Raw genomic sequence first — 18334 nt, forward strand, 5'->3', positions numbered from 1 at the left:
CTCAAAAAATGCCAAAATAAACGATTTTGCTCTCCATAAGCGGAAAATCTTCCGTTATTTCCCCTAAAAAGGACTCCATTGAGGAGATAACAGGAAAAATTCCGCTTAAGGGTGAGAGATGTTTAGATCGAATGAGACAAACCGAAGCTTCCTACATTTTGTAGGAGCTTTTTTCAGGAAGCTTTCTATTTGATATTAAATTCCACTCAAGAAACAATTAACGGAATTAATACAATAAAAGTTTTTAGTAAAAAGTCTTTTTTTACGAGAATGTTTGCTCGAAAGCTGGATCATCATTTTCGTTTTGTTAAGCATCATCTTTTTTTCAATAGTATTGGAAAAGGGTCCACAATATTTATCATAACCATGTTGCCAGTTGCGATATTGTTAACAGGTAGTCATTTTGTTTTAAATCAGTCACTATCACTTGGAAGTCTGATTGCTTTTTATACTTATCTGGCTTATATATACGAACCGATTCATAACCATTCAGATTATCAAATGGGAGTACAGACCACATTAGGGCTAAGTAAAAGAGTATTTAAATTTCTTATTGGATTATCCTTAAACGCCCTCTGCTTTCTTTGAATTGTATCTCAATATGAGTAGCTTTTCTTTTTCACATAATAAAAAAGCGAGGAATCCTCGCTATAAAAAGTAAACGCTTTCTTTTTTGTTTTTACATTTGCTTAAACATTGTTTCGTTGACTTGGTCATAGTTTTGTAGAAGTTCTGCTGCTGGTACATCCAGCACTGTGGAGATTTTTAGAAGTGTTTCTCTTGTAGGAATGTGCTGTCCAGTTTCATATTTTTCAATTCTGGTCGTCCCAACACGTATTTTAACTGCGAGCTCCTCTTGGGACATATTGGCCCTTTCCCGGTAAAGCTTAATGTTATCACCGATGGAACCCATATTCTCACCTTCCTTTCCATGACATATATTTCTATTTATAGTGTAACACGTCAAGGGTTGTACGGATGGTTTCTTTCGTGAATATTTCTTAACACCTTAAGGCTACCAGTGTAACTGGTAGCCTTAAAAATGGTCTAAAACAATCCTATCGAGTTTAAAAAGACAAAGATAATGCCAACAGGGGCGATGTATCGAATGGCAAAGTACCAAATATCAAAGAGGGTACCTAAACCGTTCGTTCCGAGATTGAGTTCTTCTTTAACAGCTTGTCTAGGTAAACGATAGCCGATAAATAAGGAGATAAACAAAGCACCGAGCGGTAAGCTAATATTACTGACCAGAAAATCGGCAAAATCAAAAATGCTTTTATCAAATATATTAATCTCTGCTAAACTACCGAAAGAAAGGGCACTCGGTACTCCAACAACAAAAATGAGAATCCCAGCAAGCCAAGTCGCTTTCTTTCTTTTTCCAGCATCTTTTTTCACACTCGCCGCGACCACAATTTCTAAAATTGAAAAGGCAGATGTTAGGGTTGCAAACAAGAGTAGAATGAGGAAAATCGTTAAAAAGAATCCGCCAAAAGCAATTTCATTAAAGACAGCTGGAAGAACGACAAAAACAAGTCCAGGTCCTTCTCCAGGTTCGAATCCAAGAGCAAATACTGCTGGAAAGATCACAAGTCCTGCTAATAGAGAAATGAAAATATTTAAGCCAACGACCGAAAAGGCGGACTTCATAATATTCTCAGTTTTTGCTAAATAAGAGGCATATGTGACCATCACTGATATCCCAACACTTAAAGCAAAAAAGGATTGACCTAAGGCAAGAAGAAAGGTTTCCCCAGTGACACTGCTAAAGTCAGGCTTTAACAAAAAGGAGACTCCTTCTAATGCTCCATCTAAAGTCATGGAGCGGATGGCAAGTATAATGAAAAGAATAAATAATGCTGGCATCATATACTTATTCGCCTTTTCAATTCCTTTTTGAATCCCACCTTGAACGACCCATATGGTTAATAAAAGAAAGATGAATTGAGCAATCATGACTTCTGCAGTATTGCCAATTGTATGGTTAAAAAGGTCAACATACTCACTTGGGGATAATCCAGAAAAGGCTCCAGTTATACTTCTCCATAAATACGATAAAATCCATCCCCCGACAACACTATAAAAGGATAGTAAAATAATTGAAGCGACTACCCCTAAATAGCCGAGAAGTTGCCAGGGAGAACGAGGAGCAAGTTGACGATAGGAGCTGATTGCATCCTTTTGTGTATTCCGACCGATAACAAATTCCGCAATCAGTATAGGAGCTCCAATTAATACAGTAAAAGCGATAAAAATAAGAAAAAAGACGGCTCCTCCATTGGTTCCTGCCACATAAGGGAATTTCCAAATTGCCCCGAGTCCAATTGCAGACCCAGCAGCAGCTAAAATAAATCCAAGCTTTGATGTCCATTGATCTTGTTTGTTCATTATAAAAAAATCTCCTTCAATCGATTGATATTTTTACATGTTACTATGAATTGTCGAAAAAAGGTAGTTCTAAAAAATGTATTTCCTATATATAATGTGATTTTTTTAATTTTACGGAATTTTTATATAGTCTTAGAAATTAAAGAAGTTAAAGTTAACTTAAAGAATACATAAAGTTGAAAAAAGTACTTGTTATCTTTCCTAGAAAGGTGGTATAGTTCTTTATATGGAACGTATTCGTTATAAAGAACGAACAGAAGGTATCCAGTAATGTATGAAAAAAATGTTGTAGTTAACATATCCTTTAATTGTTCTTAATAAAGAATTTAATAATTTTAGGTGATGTCTTCTTGCCGATATCAATGAAGGCACTCGGTCATACTGTGGGTTGTTTGGAATAACCTTAGATGCTAGTCGTCGAAAGTGTGATGTGAGGGAGGGTTAGATGCCCATTTAATCATTAAAATTTTTAACTGTAAAGTTTTGAATGAAGTGGATATTATGTCACTTCAGACTTTCAAGCGAGTTCTCCATTAGCAAAAATTTCTCCAGATTCATATAGCCATCGATAGGGGAATATGTTGAACAAAAGACGTTGTAGTTAAGGATTTTAAATGGCAATAGCCAATGATTTGATGAAAGAATATGGATATTTATTTTTTTTACAGGAGGTGTTGGGGGATAAAAGGGGTCAACATTTAAGTAGTTGTTTTTATAAACAACTATAAAATTGAAGGAAATAATGAAGTCATGATTTATAAACGGATATATGAAAAGAAAGGTTTTCAATTAAAGTCGACAAAGCTAGGTGAAGTTCATTAAGTCTCACCATTGAATTTGAATCATATTTATGACGTTGCTAGTATATAGTTCGGCATTAAAAAGGGGTTACCTTATCAATGATCGGAAAAAATATTGCAGAAATTAGGAAACAAAGGGGTTATACACTCACTCAATTATCCGAGCTATCCAATATATCAAAGTCTTATTTAAGTAATATTGAGCGGAACATTAACAAGAATCCCTCACTTGAAGTTATCCAAAAAATTGCTACCGTATTAGATGTGGACTTAATCACTTTACTTAAAACCGGATCGGATTTGGATAGATATTTAAATGTTGACAATGAGTGGGTAGTGCTACTTAAAGAATTAAAGGAATTAGGAATAGGCAAGGACCAACTCCATGAGTATAAAACATTGCTTGAATTTATTAAATGGAGAAATGAAAATTCAAATTGAACATTTATTGTAAGTCTTAAAAATCAATTATTGTTGTTTTAGAAGAGTGTGATTATTAAAGAGCGTTAGTAGTGGAGGTTTATATGGAAGAGTCACTTAGTATTAAAGATATCTTAATGATATTAATTTATCGATGGAAGCTTCTGATTACCATTATAATTCTTGCAGCATTAGTTAGTGGAGCAGTCTCTTATTTCGTTTTAACCCCCGTATATCAGGCATCGACTCAAATATTGGTGAATCAAAAAAATTCGGAAAATAATCTCGACATTGGTCAGCAACAAAGTAATATAAGTCTAATTAATACTTATAGTGTCATCATCAAAAGCCCTGCAATTTTAGAAAAAGTAATTAAAAACCTTAATCTTTCAACGAGTATAGAGGAACTCAATCAAAATATTTCGGTTGTTAGTCAAGATAATTCTCAGGTCTTTTCATTAATTATTGAACATAATGACCCCGATACGGCTATTGCGATTGCTAATTCTATTACCAATACATTTCAGCAGGAAATAAAAGGGATTATGAATGTGGATAACGTAAGTGTTTTAGCGAGAGCGGAACGACTTAATAATCAAGTTCCTGTTAAACCTAAACCATTTTTGATTATTGGCATTGGAGTAATTATTAGCTTATTACTAGGGATTGCTTGGATTTTATTTATGGAATATTTAGATAACACGATTAAAGATAGTCTTGATGTTCATACATTTTTAGAATTACCAGTACTTGGATCGATTGAAGAAATGTCGAAAATAAAAACAAAAGAAAGAATAAAGATAGAGGAAATTGGGGTTGAGTCGTTTGGGTCGTAAGAAAAGAAATAAAAATCAAATAGAATTGGTTGCATATAATTATCCGAGGATTTCTATTTCGGAGCACTTTCGTTTAATTCGAACGAATATTCTATACTCTGCTGTTGATGATAAAGAAATTAAATCAATTGTGGTGACATCCCCTGAAAAAGGAGACGGGAAATCGACAACAGCTGCAAATCTTGCCATTGTGCTCGCGCAGCAGGAGAAAAAAGTATTACTTGTAGATTCAAACTTAAGAACCCCTTCTCTCCATATGGCCTTTAATATGATAAATAATAAGGGTCTCACAAGTGTGCTTAAAAAAATGCTCTATTTAGATGAAGTGATAACAAAATCCTATATTCCGAATCTGGATGTGTTGACCAGTGGACCGATTCCATTGAATCCATCAGAGTTATTAAACTCAGACTCAATGGAACTTATCTTGAAAGAAATATATGCGGATTATCAATATATTGTTTTCGATACACCTCCAGCATTATCTGTTACAGATGCTCAAATTTTAGCGAATAAATGTGATGGTGTTGTTCTAGTGATTACGAGTCGAAAAACTCAAAAAAGCACGGCTTTAGAAGCAAAAGAATTATTAGAAAAAGCTCGTTCAAGGTTTCTAGGTGTCGTAATTAATCGAATACAGAGAAAGAAACCAAAGTTAGTGAAACGTATCAATTAAAGGTGGAGCTCCTAGAAAAGAAATTAAGAAGAGGGTTGAGGGAGATATGAAAAGGATTAGAAAAGCGATTATTCCAGCTGCAGGACTTGGAACGAGATTCCTGCCAGTAACAAAGGCGATGCCGAAAGAAATGCTTCCAATTGTAGATAAGCCAACGATTCAATATATTGTAGAAGAGGCCATTGCTTCTGGAATTGAGGATATTATTATCGTTACAGGAAAAGGAAAACGAGCAATAGAAGATCATTTTGATAATGCATTTGAACTTGAAAATAATCTAATGGAAAAAAATAAATATGAATTACTAGAGAAGGTTCAAGCCCCATCGAAAGTAGATATTCACTATATTAGACAAAAGGAACCAAAAGGATTAGGGCATGCCATATGGTGTGCACGTAAATTTATTGGGAATGAGCCCTTTGCTGTTTTATTAGGAGATGACATCGTACAGGCAAAAATCCCATGTTTAAAACAATTAATCAATGAGTATGAAAAAACTCTTTCATCCGTTATCGGAGTACAAACCGTACCAGATCATGAAACACATCGTTATGGAATCATTGAACCTAGTAAACAATTAGGAAATCGTTATGCCGTTCGTCATTTTGTTGAAAAACCTTCCATAGGAACAGCGCCATCCAATTTAGCGATCATCGGTCGATATATTCTGACCCCAGAGATATTTTTATTTCTAGAAAAACAAGAAATTGGAGCTGGAGGAGAAATTCAGTTGACCGATGCGATTCAAAAGCTAAATGAAATTCAACGTGTATTTGCCTATGAATTTGAAGGGAAACGATATGATGTAGGTGAAAAATTAGGATTCATCCTAACAATGCTAGAATTTGCACTACAGAGAGAGGAATTAAAGGATGAAATTTTAGAATATTTAGTAGACAAAGTCGCTTTGGAAAAGTCTCAGAGGGGGTAAATTGATTGGAATCCCAGATAAATCGTGAACTAGCTAAGGAAGAAATAGCTGGAGGGAGCTATTCAATTGAAGTTACGGCTATTAAAGACGATGACAAACTATTTCATTTTACCAAAAGAATCATTGATATTGTAGGAGCGCTAATAGGGATATTAGTGCTTTTATTTTTGATCATCTTTTTTTATCTAGTGTATAAAAGGGGGGAGAACAAGGGACCGATGTTCTATAAGCAAGAGAGGATTGGAAAATACGGGAAGAAATTTGAGGTTTACAAATTTCGTTCAATGATTATAGGGGCAGAAGAAAAATTGAAAGAAAACAAAGTTCTTTATCAAAAATATGTAAGAAATAATTACAAATTAGAGCAGGATCAAGACCCAAGAATAACGAAATTCGGAAAATTTATTAGAAATACAAGTCTAGATGAATTTCCGCAATTTATTAATGTGTTAAAAGGAGAAATGAGTCTTGTGGGCCCGAGACCTGTAGTAGATATTGAATTGAAGGAATATAAAGATAAAGTTGATGATTTTTTGTCAGTAAAACCGGGGATAACGGGGTACTGGCAATCTAACGGGAGGAGCGCTATCGGTTATCCAGAGCGCGTCAATATTGAACTTTATTACGTTTTCAATAAGTCATTGCTATTAGATATTAAAATATTATTTTATACTATTTTTCAGGTTGTTAGTCGAAAGGGAGCCTATTAAATAGAAAAGGAATGTTACGACGTATAGGAGAAGCGAATGCTTATTTATTTTGTTCTTACAATAGCGATGTTGTACTGTTTATTCCTTTCGAGAATTACGATAATGAATGATGCAATAGGAAGTGAAAATGAAGGGTTTGTTTTCAAAAGTAATGGTGTATTATTCATCTGGTATATCATTCTTCTATATTTAGCAGCATTTAAAGGTGCAGAAGTTGGCGTAGATTATCCTATGTATGTCAGTTTTTTTATGCATAAAACATATATCGGATTACTTGAGCCAGGTATTAGTTTTATTTATCATCTAGCGGATAAATACAATAGTTTTTATGTTTTCTCAACCATGATATATTCCATTTTTTTAATGTTCATTTTTTATGCTGTTAAGAAGAATACACCGAACTATTTAATTAGCATTTTTTTATTTATCATCATGCATATTTATTTCAATAGCTTTAATCAAGTACGTCAATTAGTCGCAGTATCGATTATATTTTGTTTTGCTCATCTAGTCAGCTCTGAAAAGAAATTCGACCGGCTCAAATATATCTTCGTTGTTTTAATAGCTATGCTCTTTCATGATAGTGCGATCTTCATGTTTGTGTTAATTTTCATTCCTAGAAAAAAATGGAGTCCAAAAATGGTGATTCCTCTATTTTTCGTCACGATTGTGCTCTATTTTTTGCCATCGGTTAAGAATAGTATTGGTGAATTACTGATCTCTATTGCTGGAGCGTATGGAGAGAAATATGCGAGTGGATACGTTTTTTTTGGTGTAAATAAGGAAAAAGGGTTCATTCAATTAATCCCAGTCATGATCCAAATGATTATTGTTAGTATCGCCCTTTATATACCCAAATTCAATGAGCATTTAAACATTAATTACAAACTTTATATATTTAGCATGAATGCAGTCATTATTAATTTGTGGTTATATGCACTTGCTGGAATAGAGGCCGTAGATCGATTACAAATTTATTTTTCTTGCTTCAATATTTATTTCTATGCTTATTTAATTCATCATTTATTAAATAAAAAGAAATTACTTGATCAGCTATTCGTTTTTCTGATCATTGCTTTTTGGATATTGTATTATATCCTCAGATTGCTAATAAACGTACATGGGATTGTGCCCTATTCGTTTTTAATTTAGTTGGGAGAAGATTTTGATGGACGGATTAAGTATTGTGATTCCGATTTATAATGTTGAAACATATCTTTCTCATTGTTTACGTACCGTTCTTGATAGTATGGGAGACAGAGGCAACATTCAGCTTATTCTTGTTGACGATGGTTCAACCGATCAGTCTGGAGAGATAGCAAGAAATTATGCACAAAAATACGAACAGATAGAGTATGTCTATAAAGAAAATGGTGGTCTATCAGATGCAAGAAATTATGGTCTTCAATTTATTAACTTTCAATATGTGACTTTTCTTGATAGCGATGATTATGTAGATATCACCTATTTTTCAGAAGTGATGGAAGCATTAAAATCTAAACCAGACTTAGTTATCTTTGATTGGATGGATGTGGGCGATGATGGTTATAAGAATGTTGTGAAGGGAATAGAACTCGCTGACCAAATTTGGACTGTTCAACCAAGTGCATGGAACAAAGTTTATCGAGCGACTTTTTTTCAACATATAAAGTTTCCAAAGGGAAAACTTTATGAAGATGTTGGGACCATTTATAAGTTGCTTTATTATGTAAAAGACTATGTTTATATTAATAAACCACTTTATAAATATCGGAAAAATCGAGAAGGAAGCTTGCTAACCACAATCTCACCTAAAATTAATGATATATATGAAATGTTGGAAGACACTCATCATTTTTATGTAGGAAATCATGCATTTTCTACAAAAAACGCTGATGGTCTATGTTATCAATTTATAAAGATTCTCATGTGGCCAAATATGTATCGTCAATTAAAATACTATCATTTTAACTTTATTGGTTTTTATAAAAAAATGAAAGTTACGAGGGAACTTTTGTACAAATATTTTTACAATTGGAAAAATAATCCTCACTTAAAAAAAAACAGCGATTATTTTAGGAATCGATTCGGAGAAAACTATGTAAAAAGAATGGATCGCTTGGGTGAAAACTTAGTTGCAACTGCCTATACAGTTGCTTTTTTGATGGCCAGAAATTATCGAAAGAGATAAAGAGGTGTCACCAACAATTGAAAAAGAAAAAAATATTATTTATTATGCAGAGTCTCCAAGGTGGTGGGGCTGAGAGGGTAACGTTGGATGTCATTCGCCATTTGGATAAAGATGTATTTGAGCCTTCTATTTTAATCATTCATTATTTTGGAGAATTAACCGAAGCAGTACCGGCAGATATTGAAGTAACAAAGGTATTAACAGGAAAAGAAAAAAGTTATTTTCATCCTTTTAAAGTATTTCGAACGGTCTTAAAGGCTGCTAGACAGGTAGATGGAATTGTCGGTTCTCTCGAAATGACGCCTACATACTTGGCAGCAATGGCCTCTGTGATAACAAGAACGCCAGCGATTGGATGGGTGCATATCGATGTTCGAAAATATCCGAAAACGAATGAAAAAATGCATCGCTTCTTGATTAATAGGTTGTATAGAAAATTAAATACCATTATTGCTGTTTCCAATGGTGTGAAAAGATCTTTTGAGGTGATGTTCCCACAGGTGAATGTCCCTGTTAAACGAATTTATAACCCTGTGAGAATAAAGGATATTCATCGAATGATGGATGAGAAAGTTGTGAATATTCCTACATCAGACCCTGTCATTTTGGGGATTGGTAGGCTGACTGAGATGAAGGGGTTTGATGATCTTATTAAGGCTCATAAATATTTATTAGAACATCAAGTTAAAACAAAATTAGTCATACTGGGCGAAGGTCCTCAAAGACGATATTTAGAGAGCTTGATTAAAGAATTAGAAGTGGAAGAGAGTGTAGAGTTAAAAGGATTTGTTCATAATCCCTACGCTTATATACGTTCAGCTGATGTGTTTGCACTTAGTTCCATTTATGAGGGGTTTTCAGTGGTGGTGGCAGAAGCATTAGCCGTTGGAATCCCAGTAGTATCTACAGATTGTCCAAGTGGCCCAGCGGAAATTCTGGCTGATGGTAAATATGGGCTTTTATCACCTGTAAGGGATTATCAAACCCTTGCCTTGAATATTGTAGAGACATTAAATAATGAAGATAGATTACATCATGAATATGAGAGGATAAAGCGGGCAAATGAATTTTCTTTTGAGGCTGTGATCCCAGAATTTGAAAAAGTATTTAAGGGTTTAGGAGAAGCATGATCCGGTCTTAGCCAATTTCAAAGATGGTAGGTGGAACACCAGTGAAACGAGTAAAGGTGAGCATCATTATCCCGGTTTTTAATAGTGAGAAATTTATAAATCGATGTATGGAAAGCGTCCTAAATCAAACGATGGAGGATATTGAAATTATTGTCGTGAATGATGGCTCAACAGATCGCAGCTTTGAAATATTAACAAAATTGGAAGAAGAATTCGACCATATTATTCTCCTAAATCAAGAGAATAGTGGTCAGGCAATAGCGCGAAATAGAGCGATACAGCAGGCCACAGGTGATTATTTAGTCTTCGTTGATTCGGATGATTTTATTGAACGAAATATGGTGGAGCAGATGTACAGTGAAGCGATTAAGAATAAAGTCGACATCGTTATTTGCAATTGGAACAGAGTGGATGTGACGGGAGATGTCATCGAAAATAAGGACCATTCGGAATATGATCATAAAATCATGACAAGAGAAGAAATTCTAAGGCTATTTTTATGTCATGATCATGAGCTAGTAGAAGGCTTTTCCTTTAATAAATTAATTAAGAGAAGTATCCTTGTTGAAAATCAAATTACGTATCCAAATATGGCTTATGAGGACATTCCAATGATCTTTTCGATCCTCACCAAAATAAATACATGTCTATATTTGAATCAAATACTTTATCATTATGTTCAACATCATGACTCGATTACGCATACGAAAAGTATTCGTAATATTGAAGATTTTGCTATGGCGATTAAAGGTGTGAAAGAGATTTTGATTCAGGAGCGACTGTATGAACAATTTGAAGATGAGTATGACTATTATTGTTCGAAAAAACTTTTATCAGAATACAGTTCAGCTGTTCATGTCATTAGAAGTTCTAGAGATTTAATACATGTTTTTGAATCTCTTTTAAAACCAATTTCGTTAAAAAAAATCTATTATCTTCATCCGTATCGAGAGACTCGTCTCTTTATAAAGCTTCTATTATATAAAATCAAATTATTGCCATTATTAATCCATATTTATCGAAATTTCAATATTCAACAAAGGACATAATCAAAAAGGCTGAGGAGGTAAAAACGAAATGGAAGATTTAATTTCTGTTATCGTACCCGTATACAATAGCGAGAAATACTTACCGAAGTGTATTGAATCCATTCTGAATCAAAGCTATCCCCACTTTGAATTAATTCTAATTGATGATGGTTCTTTAGATGGTAGTTTGCATATTTGTCAAAAATATGCCGAGAAAAATCAAAGGATAAGAATCTTTTATCAGGAAAACAGAGGTCCTTCAGCAGCAATGAACAAAGGACTAGATATGGCAGAAGGGAACTATATTGCTTTTGTCGATTGTGATGATTATGTCAATCATCAATTATATGAAATCTTGTATAAAAACTTGCACCATTATAAGGCAGATATTTCAGTTAGTAGTTTTCAATACGTATATGAAGAGGAAGAAATAAACGATCATTTAGCAGCAAAAAGAATCGGAAATGAGCACATAGAGATATACGAAGAACGGGAGATACTTGAAACTTTATATGGAGATTTACATGTAGAAAATATTGTCGTGTGGAATAAGTTGTACAAAAGAGAAATATTTAATGGCTTACGATTTAAAACTGGCAAATGGCATGAAGATGAATTTATTGTCCATCGAATTTTAGATCGGGCATCTAAAGTTGTGTATTCGAATTTACCGTTATATTTTTATATGCAAAGAAAGTCCAGCTTTATGGGCAAGAAATTCAATTTAACGAGATTGGATTTTTTAGAGGCTTTAGAAGAAAGAATGCTATTTTTTCAAGAGAGAGGATTTCAACGATTATATAATCAAACTCTCGATGATTATTTAAATATGCTTCCGAAACACTATTTTCTAGTTCGGAAATTTTTCCCGAAGGAAGTATGGATATTACAAGGGTTACAAGAAAAATATAGAAGATTGAGTGAACATTTACATGATCTACCAATGAATGTGAAGATTAAGTATAGTCTTTTCAAGTATAATCCTCTTTTGTATAAGGTTTGTATGAATACATGGCAAAGGATGAAAACACAGAAGATAGGTGTTGGAAATAAAAGTACAAATACCATGCTGATAAGTCCGTTTCTTTTTAGTGAGCTGAATATGTTTTTAGTGTTATAGATTTATGAAAGAAAAGGGGGAAATCTAGGTTGGAAAAAGTAATGGTTAATTTTTCTGAATTTTCAGATGATAGAGGTTGTTTAGTATCCATTGAGGAGAATATTCATATCCCATTTTCGATCAAACGGGTTTATTATATTTTTGGCAATAGACAAAATTTATCTAGGGGTGGCCATGCTCATAAAGAGTTGAAGCAAGTGCTTATATGTGTAAGCGGGTCCTGTACGATCATTTTAGATGACGGGATCGATAAAAGGGAGTACAACTTAAATAGTCCAAACCAAGGATTAATGATTGACAGTTTTATTTGGCGAGAAATGAAGGACTTCTCAGAGGACTGTGTGTTATTGGTGCTAGCCGATGCTTATTATAAAGTTGAAGACTATGTAAGAAGCTATGATGATTTCATCAATCTAGTTCGATATAAGGAGATAATCCATGATTAACTTTCTTGATTTAAAGTCTTTAAATGATAGGCATGCTACTGATGCTCTAGATTTTTTTAAACAATTCTTAAATGATGCTCAATATATTTTAGGCAATGAAGTGAATATGTTTGAGTCAGAATTCGCTCGTTATTGTGGAACTAAGCATTGCATTGGTGTAGGGAATGGACTAGACGCTTTAACGTTAATTTTAAAGGGATATAACATAACAGAGGGCGACGAAGTGATCGTTCCTGGAAATACTTATATTGCGACCATTTTAGCGATTACTGCCACTGGTGCAACGCCGATTATTATTGAACCAAGTGAAGTAACCTTTAATCTCGATCTAGAATTAATTGAAGACTCGATTACATCAAGCACAAAGGCAATATTATTAGTCCATTTATATGGACGTGGAGTAGAAATGGAGAAGCTTTGGTTATTAGCACAAAAATATCAATTGAAAATAATTGAAGATGCAGCGCAAGCACATGGAGCCAAACTCAGTGGAAGAAGGGTTGGAAGTCTTGGTGATGCCGCTGCATTTAGTTTTTATCCTGGGAAAAATCTTGGAGCTTTCGGAGATGGTGGAGCGATCACAACAGATGATACAGGACTTGCGTCAAGAATTAAAGCATTAAGAAACTATGGCTCACAAATTAAATATATGAATAGTGAAAAAGGGGTTAATAGCCGTTTAGATGAGATACAAGCTGGGTTATTAAGATTGAAATTACCGCATTTAGATGAAGATAATGCCAAGCGAAGAGAAATAGCTCGTTATTATTGTGAACATATACGGAATCCAAATATAATCCTACCGAACTTTCCTGATGACGAAGAAAGTCATGTTTGGCATTTGTTTGTAATAAGAGTAGAGAACCGACGAGATTTTCAGGCCTATATGAGCGCTAATGAGATCAGTACGCTCGTTCATTATCCAATCGCCCCTCATAAACAAGAAGCATATGTCGAGTTAAATGATTTAAGGTTACCGCTGACTGAGTTGCTTGCAGAGCAAGTTGTCAGTTTGCCGCTGTATCCAGTTATGACAAGAGAGCAGATTGAACATATTGTGACTACGGCAAATCAATACAAAGGATGAAGAAAAAGAAAGGAGGCAAAGCATGAAGGGAATCATTTTAGCTGGGGGCTCTGGCACAAGACTATATCCGTTAACAAAAGCTGTTTCAAAACAAATTTTGCCTATATATGATAAACCGATGATCTACTATCCATTATCTATTTTAATGCTTGCTGGAATAAAAGAAATCCTCTTAATTTCTACGCCACGTGATATAGGTGGGTTTAAAGAATTATTTGGCGATGGTAGTCATTTAGGATTAACCATTGATTACGCCACTCAAGAAAAACCGAATGGTTTAGCAGAAGCTTTTATTATCGGTGAAGAATTTATAGGAGATTCCTCCGTCGCTTTAATTTTGGGTGATAACATCTTTTACGGAACGAATTTTGTTGAATTCATTGAAAATGCTACCTCCTTGGAAATAGGAGGTATTATTTTTGGCTGTTACGTGAATGATCCGAGCGCATATGGAGTTGTGGAGATAGGGGACAATGGGGCAGCAATATCGATTGAAGAAAAACCAAAAAGGCCAAAATCTAAATTTGCGATTCCAGGTTTATATTTCTTTGATAACAAGGTGGTTGAAATAGCGAAAAAGGTTCAGCCATCTTCAAGGGGAGAAGTAGAGATAACCTCTATTCTAAATGAATATTTACAAAGGGGAGAACTGAAAGTAGAGGTGCTAGGGAGAGGATTAGCCTGGTTGGATACGGGTACAAATGAGTCCCTTCTTAATGCTTCAAATTTTGTTGAGGTCATCCAAAAAAGGCAGGGAATGTATATCGCCTGCCTAGAAGAAATTGCTTATAGAAAAGGATATATTTCTAAGCAGGAATTGATTGAATTGGCTTACCCACTTATGAAAACAGATTACGGAAAATATTTAATGGAACTAGCTGATAGTACTGTTGAGGAGTATCCATTAGCCTATTCCTCAATGAACGGAGGGTAAGGGAAGAATGAATATTCTTGTTACGGGAGGGGCCGGTTTTATCGGTTCGAATTTCATCAGATATATGGTTTCTAAATACGATTATACACTCGTTAATCTTGATGCATTGACGTATGCAGGCCATTTGACTAATCTTACGCGATTACCGGAAAAAAAGAATTATCAATTTATTAAAGGAGATATAGGTGATCGCTCTTTGCTTAATCAGATATTTAGGCAATTCTCGATTGATATTGTCATTCATTTTGCAGCTGAAACGCATGTTGATCGTAGTATCGATAATCCTGAAGTTTTTCTACAGACCAATGTCTTGGGCACCAATATTTTACTAGAAGTGGCGAAAGAGCATTGGCAAACGGAACTATCAACAAAAAATAACATCCAATATAAAACTGGGGTGAAATTTATTCAAATTTCAACAGATGAAGTATATGGCACATTGGAAAAAGAGGGATTTTTTACTGAAGAGACAAATCTCGCCCCAAATAGTCCGTATTCAGCGTCAAAAGCAGCTGCAGATATGATCGTAAGAGCTTATTATGAAACCTATGGTTTACCGATAAATATAACAAGATGTTCCAATAATTATGGTCCTTTCCAGTTTCCCGAGAAATTAATTCCTTTAATGATCAGTCATGCACTTCAAGACAAGAGATTGCCTGTTTACGGTGATGGGAAGCAGATTCGTGATTGGCTTCATGTATACGATCATTGTCGAGCGATAGATGCAGTATTGCATAAAGGAAAAGCAGGGGAAATTTATAATATTGGTGGAAATAGTGAAATGGAGAATATCGAAGTGGTTAAACTGCTTCTTAAGCTTCTTGGTAAAAAGGAAAGTCTCATTCATTTCACAGAGGATCGTTTAGGTCATGATCGGAGATATGCGATTGACCATTCGAAGATTACGAAGGAGCTTGGTTGGGAACCTATTTATCAATTTGAAAAAGGAATAATGGAAACAATTAATTGGTATGTTCAAAATGATCAATGGCTTTTCAATAAAACGGCTCTAGTTTATTAGAATGGAAAATTGCCCGTGTTAAATAAGAAGAAAAGTGGTGCTCAATTTTGGAAGAATTAATATCTGTCATTGTACCAATCTATATGGTTCAGGAGTATCTTCCTAAATGTTTAGATTCCATTTTACAACAGACGTATCGAAAAATAGAAGTTATCTTAGTCAATGATGGCTCGCCAGATAACTGCGCTGAAATATGTGAACAATACGCATGTCAAGATCAAAGAGTAATCGTCAAACATCAGGAAAATGGGGGCTTATCAGCTGCTAGAAATGCCGGGGTCGAACTGGCAAAAGGGGATTATATTTGCTTTGTAGACCCTGATGATTATATTCATCCAAGAATGTATGAGCTATTGCATAAAAATTTAAAAGAGCATCGTGCTGATATATCAATTTGTGGCTATTCTGTTGTTCAAGAAAATGAAGGGACAACGAAACTGTCTTTTGATGTACTCGATACAGGTAAGGAGTCTATCTCTGTTTTTAATAATCGTCAGACGTTACTTCATTTGTATACAGAGCTTCAATATATTACTTTAGGAGTTTGGAACAAATTGTACAAGAAAGAGCTATTTGATGGGGTAAGGTTTAAAGTGGGGAAAATTCATGAGGATGACTTTATCATGCATCATCTATTGGACAATGCCAGTAAAGTGGTGTATACATCTATCCCTTTGTACTATTATCTCCAAAGGAACACAAGTATTACGGGACAGAAATTCAATCTTAAAAGACTTGATAGATTAGAAGCTTTACAGGAAAGAATCCAATACTTTAAAGAAAAAGGGTATGAAGATCTATATGAAAAGTCGTATGAGCATTATTTGAATCTATTGTTTGTAGATTACTATTTGATTAAGAACTCTTGTCCAGAAGAACGGCAAGTATATAGAAATTTAAGAAAGCAATTCATTCAACTATTCGAAAGTAGAGGGAAAGTGGTACTCAGTACGAATCGAAAAATTAAATACAATCTATTCAAAATTCATCCGGTGTTATCGATGATGGCAGAATATATTTGGAAAAGAATAGATAATCGAATGATGTTACGGTGAAATGAGCGTTCGTGCTAATAAGTACAAACCTTAGTTCATCCAAATTAGGTGATTAAACTTTGAGTCTAAGAAAAAATTACTTATTCGAATTAATGTATCAAATCATAATGGTTTTATTTCCTTTAATGACCGTTCCATATGTATCGAGGGTGTTGGGGGCGAACGGAGTAGGGGTGTTTGCCTATTCAGGCTCTATTGTCCAATATTTCATTTTAATGGGAACACTAGGAATTGGAGTTTATGGAAGTAAGACGATCGCTACTGTAAGAGATGATAAGCAAAAATTAAGTAGAACATTCTTTAGTATTTTTGCTCTGCAAATCATCATGTCACTGCTTGCGATTGTTGCTTATGTTTTATTTGTTCAATTTGGAGTAAACGAAAGTAAGCTAATTATGTATATTCAAACACTGGCGTTATTGTCTTGTTTAGTGGATTGTACATGGTTTTTTACAGGGCTTGAGAAATTTAAGAGCATCGTGTTAAGGAACACGGTAGTAAGAGTAATAAGCATTATTTTGCTCTTTATTCTCGTAAAGAATCCTGACGATTTAGCGATCTATACTCTAATTATGACGGGCTCTACGTTAGTAGGGCAAATTGTTCTTTGGGTGGGAATCAAAGATTATATTACGTATGTGCCCATTACTTTTCCTGATATTCTCAGTCATTTAAAACCAACACTCGTCTATTTTATTCCGTTAATCGCCATCCAAATTTATTTTGTCTTAAATAAGACAATGCTCGGGGTATTTTCGACGAAAACCGAGGTGGGACTTTTTGATTATGCAGATAAACTGTTGAAGGTGTGCTTAACCTTTGTCACATCTTTAGGGACGATTATGCTTCCAAAAATCGCCTATATCTTTAGCTCTGGAAAAACAGAGGAAGTGAAGGGATATATTCATAAATCACTTGATTTTTCGACGATGATTGCCGTTCCCATTATGTTTGGGCTTGCAGGGATATCTTCGGAATTTATCCCATGGTATCTAGGGAAAGAATTTGAGCAAACAATTAATATATTACTTATCATTAGTCCGACCATTTTATTTATGGCTTGGAGTGGAGTCTTTGGAACTCAATATTTATTGCCGTTAGGTAGAATGAAAGTATACAATGTATCCGTTTATATCGGAGCGGTCATCAATTTAGTAATGAATCTATTTCTAATTAAGCAGTATGGTGCAATTGGTGCGGCAATTTCAACGTTAGCAGCAGAGTTTTTTGTGCTCATCGTTCAATTTATCGCAATAAAAAGGGAGTTTACATTTAAACCTATTTTTTTTAAGGCAGGTGATTATTTTATTGCGGGCATTGTCATGTATTTTGTTGTCAGAGCGATTGGAATATATGGAGGCGCAGGGGTGGGCACGACTTTAATGCAAATAAGTATAGGGGCTATCACTTATCTAGTGATTGTGGTTGTGATCGAATACTATAAAAATGATGGTTTACTTTTAAACGAGCTGAGGAAGCGTTATTTTGCCCTTATGAAAAAACGAGTCTACAAAAAAAGTACATTTTAAAAAAGAGGCGTCTGTCTCTTTTTTTTATATGGATTGGGAGTTGAATC

General features: G+C 34.5%; 19 protein-coding genes. 17 read left to right on the forward strand and 2 right to left on the reverse strand.

Annotated elements, in window-relative coordinates:
• The first annotated feature begins 189 nt into the window (after positions 1–189).
• Positions 190–588 (forward strand): ABC transporter transmembrane domain-containing protein, encoded by a 399-nt coding sequence (locus AA0X71_RS05350; RefSeq protein WP_413360087.1) that lies wholly within the window; start codon positions 190–192, stop codon positions 586–588.
• Positions 589–679: 91 nt separating this feature from the next.
• Here the strand turns inward: AA0X71_RS05350 and AA0X71_RS05355 are convergent, their stop codons facing one another.
• Positions 680–913 (reverse strand): helix-turn-helix domain-containing protein, encoded by a 234-nt coding sequence (locus AA0X71_RS05355; RefSeq protein ID WP_413360090.1) that lies wholly within the window; start codon positions 911–913, stop codon positions 680–682.
• A gap of 134 nt (positions 914–1047) precedes the next feature.
• Positions 1048–2391, reverse strand: a complete 1344-nt coding sequence (locus AA0X71_RS05360) for a sodium-dependent transporter (RefSeq protein WP_413360092.1) — start codon at positions 2389–2391, stop codon at positions 1048–1050.
• 899 nt (positions 2392–3290) lie between these two features.
• Between AA0X71_RS05360 and AA0X71_RS05365 the strand changes: the two genes are divergently transcribed.
• The 16 genes from AA0X71_RS05365 to AA0X71_RS05440 all read left to right on the forward strand — a co-directional run bounded on the left by AA0X71_RS05365 (position 3291) and on the right by AA0X71_RS05440 (position 18287).
• Positions 3291–3632: a helix-turn-helix domain-containing protein gene (locus tag AA0X71_RS05365; protein WP_413360095.1), complete on the forward strand. Its 342-nt coding sequence runs from the start codon at positions 3291–3293 to the stop codon at positions 3630–3632.
• An 83-nt stretch (positions 3633–3715) separates the two neighbouring features.
• Entirely contained in the window at positions 3716–4447 is a 732-nt protein-coding gene (locus tag AA0X71_RS05370; protein ID WP_413360098.1) for a YveK family protein, read from the forward strand.
• Complete coding sequence (locus AA0X71_RS05375; RefSeq protein WP_413360100.1) at positions 4437–5123, forward strand: CpsD/CapB family tyrosine-protein kinase; 687 nt, start codon at positions 4437–4439, stop codon at positions 5121–5123. Before AA0X71_RS05370 ends, AA0X71_RS05375 begins: the two co-directional genes overlap by 11 nt.
• 46 nt (positions 5124–5169) lie before the next feature.
• Positions 5170–6054, forward strand: a complete 885-nt coding sequence (gene galU / locus AA0X71_RS05380; RefSeq protein ID WP_413360103.1) for a UTP--glucose-1-phosphate uridylyltransferase GalU — start codon at positions 5170–5172, stop codon at positions 6052–6054.
• Positions 6055–6119: 65 nt separating this feature from the next.
• A complete protein-coding gene (locus AA0X71_RS05385) occupies positions 6120–6764 on the forward strand; it encodes a sugar transferase (protein WP_413362483.1) in 645 nt (214 codons plus the stop codon).
• A gap of 36 nt (positions 6765–6800) precedes the next feature.
• Positions 6801–7916 carry an EpsG family protein gene (locus AA0X71_RS05390; protein WP_413360105.1) on the forward strand — a complete coding sequence of 372 codons (1116 nt, stop codon included), beginning with the start codon at positions 6801–6803 and terminating at the stop codon, positions 7914–7916.
• A gap of 16 nt (positions 7917–7932) precedes the next feature.
• Positions 7933–8934: a glycosyltransferase family 2 protein gene (locus AA0X71_RS05395; protein WP_413360108.1), complete on the forward strand. Its 1002-nt coding sequence runs from the start codon at positions 7933–7935 to the stop codon at positions 8932–8934.
• 17 nt (positions 8935–8951) lie between these two features.
• Entirely contained in the window at positions 8952–10064 is a 1113-nt protein-coding gene (locus tag AA0X71_RS05400; protein ID WP_413360111.1) for a glycosyltransferase, read from the forward strand.
• 41 nt (positions 10065–10105) lie between these two features.
• Positions 10106–11113, forward strand: coding sequence for a glycosyltransferase (locus AA0X71_RS05405; protein WP_413360113.1), 1008 nt, complete (start codon positions 10106–10108; stop codon positions 11111–11113).
• Positions 11114–11141: 28 nt separating this feature from the next.
• Entirely contained in the window at positions 11142–12212 is a 1071-nt protein-coding gene (locus AA0X71_RS05410) for a glycosyltransferase family 2 protein (protein WP_413360115.1), read from the forward strand.
• Positions 12213–12241: 29 nt separating this feature from the next.
• The gene (locus AA0X71_RS05415) at positions 12242–12658 is read left to right on the forward strand and encodes a sugar 3,4-ketoisomerase (protein ID WP_413360117.1); all 417 of its coding nucleotides are present in this window, start codon (positions 12242–12244) and stop codon (positions 12656–12658) included.
• Entirely contained in the window at positions 12651–13745 is a 1095-nt protein-coding gene (locus tag AA0X71_RS05420; protein WP_413360119.1) for a DegT/DnrJ/EryC1/StrS family aminotransferase, read from the forward strand. Before AA0X71_RS05415 ends, AA0X71_RS05420 begins: the two co-directional genes overlap by 8 nt.
• Before the next feature lie 22 nt (positions 13746–13767).
• Positions 13768–14679, forward strand: coding sequence for a glucose-1-phosphate thymidylyltransferase RfbA (gene rfbA, locus AA0X71_RS05425; protein WP_413360121.1), 912 nt, complete (start codon positions 13768–13770; stop codon positions 14677–14679).
• 7 nt (positions 14680–14686) lie between these two features.
• Complete coding sequence (gene rfbB / locus AA0X71_RS05430; protein ID WP_413360123.1) at positions 14687–15703, forward strand: dTDP-glucose 4,6-dehydratase; 1017 nt, start codon at positions 14687–14689, stop codon at positions 15701–15703.
• A gap of 47 nt (positions 15704–15750) precedes the next feature.
• A complete protein-coding gene (locus AA0X71_RS05435) occupies positions 15751–16758 on the forward strand; it encodes a glycosyltransferase family 2 protein (protein ID WP_413360125.1) in 1008 nt (335 codons plus the stop codon).
• 59 nt (positions 16759–16817) lie between these two features.
• Entirely contained in the window at positions 16818–18287 is a 1470-nt protein-coding gene (locus tag AA0X71_RS05440; RefSeq protein WP_413360127.1) for a flippase, read from the forward strand.
• Positions 18288–18334: the final 47 nt, after the last annotated feature.

Source organism: Robertmurraya phoenicis (assembly GCF_047302285.1).
Classification (GTDB): domain Bacteria; phylum Bacillota; class Bacilli; order Bacillales; family Cytobacillaceae; genus Robertmurraya.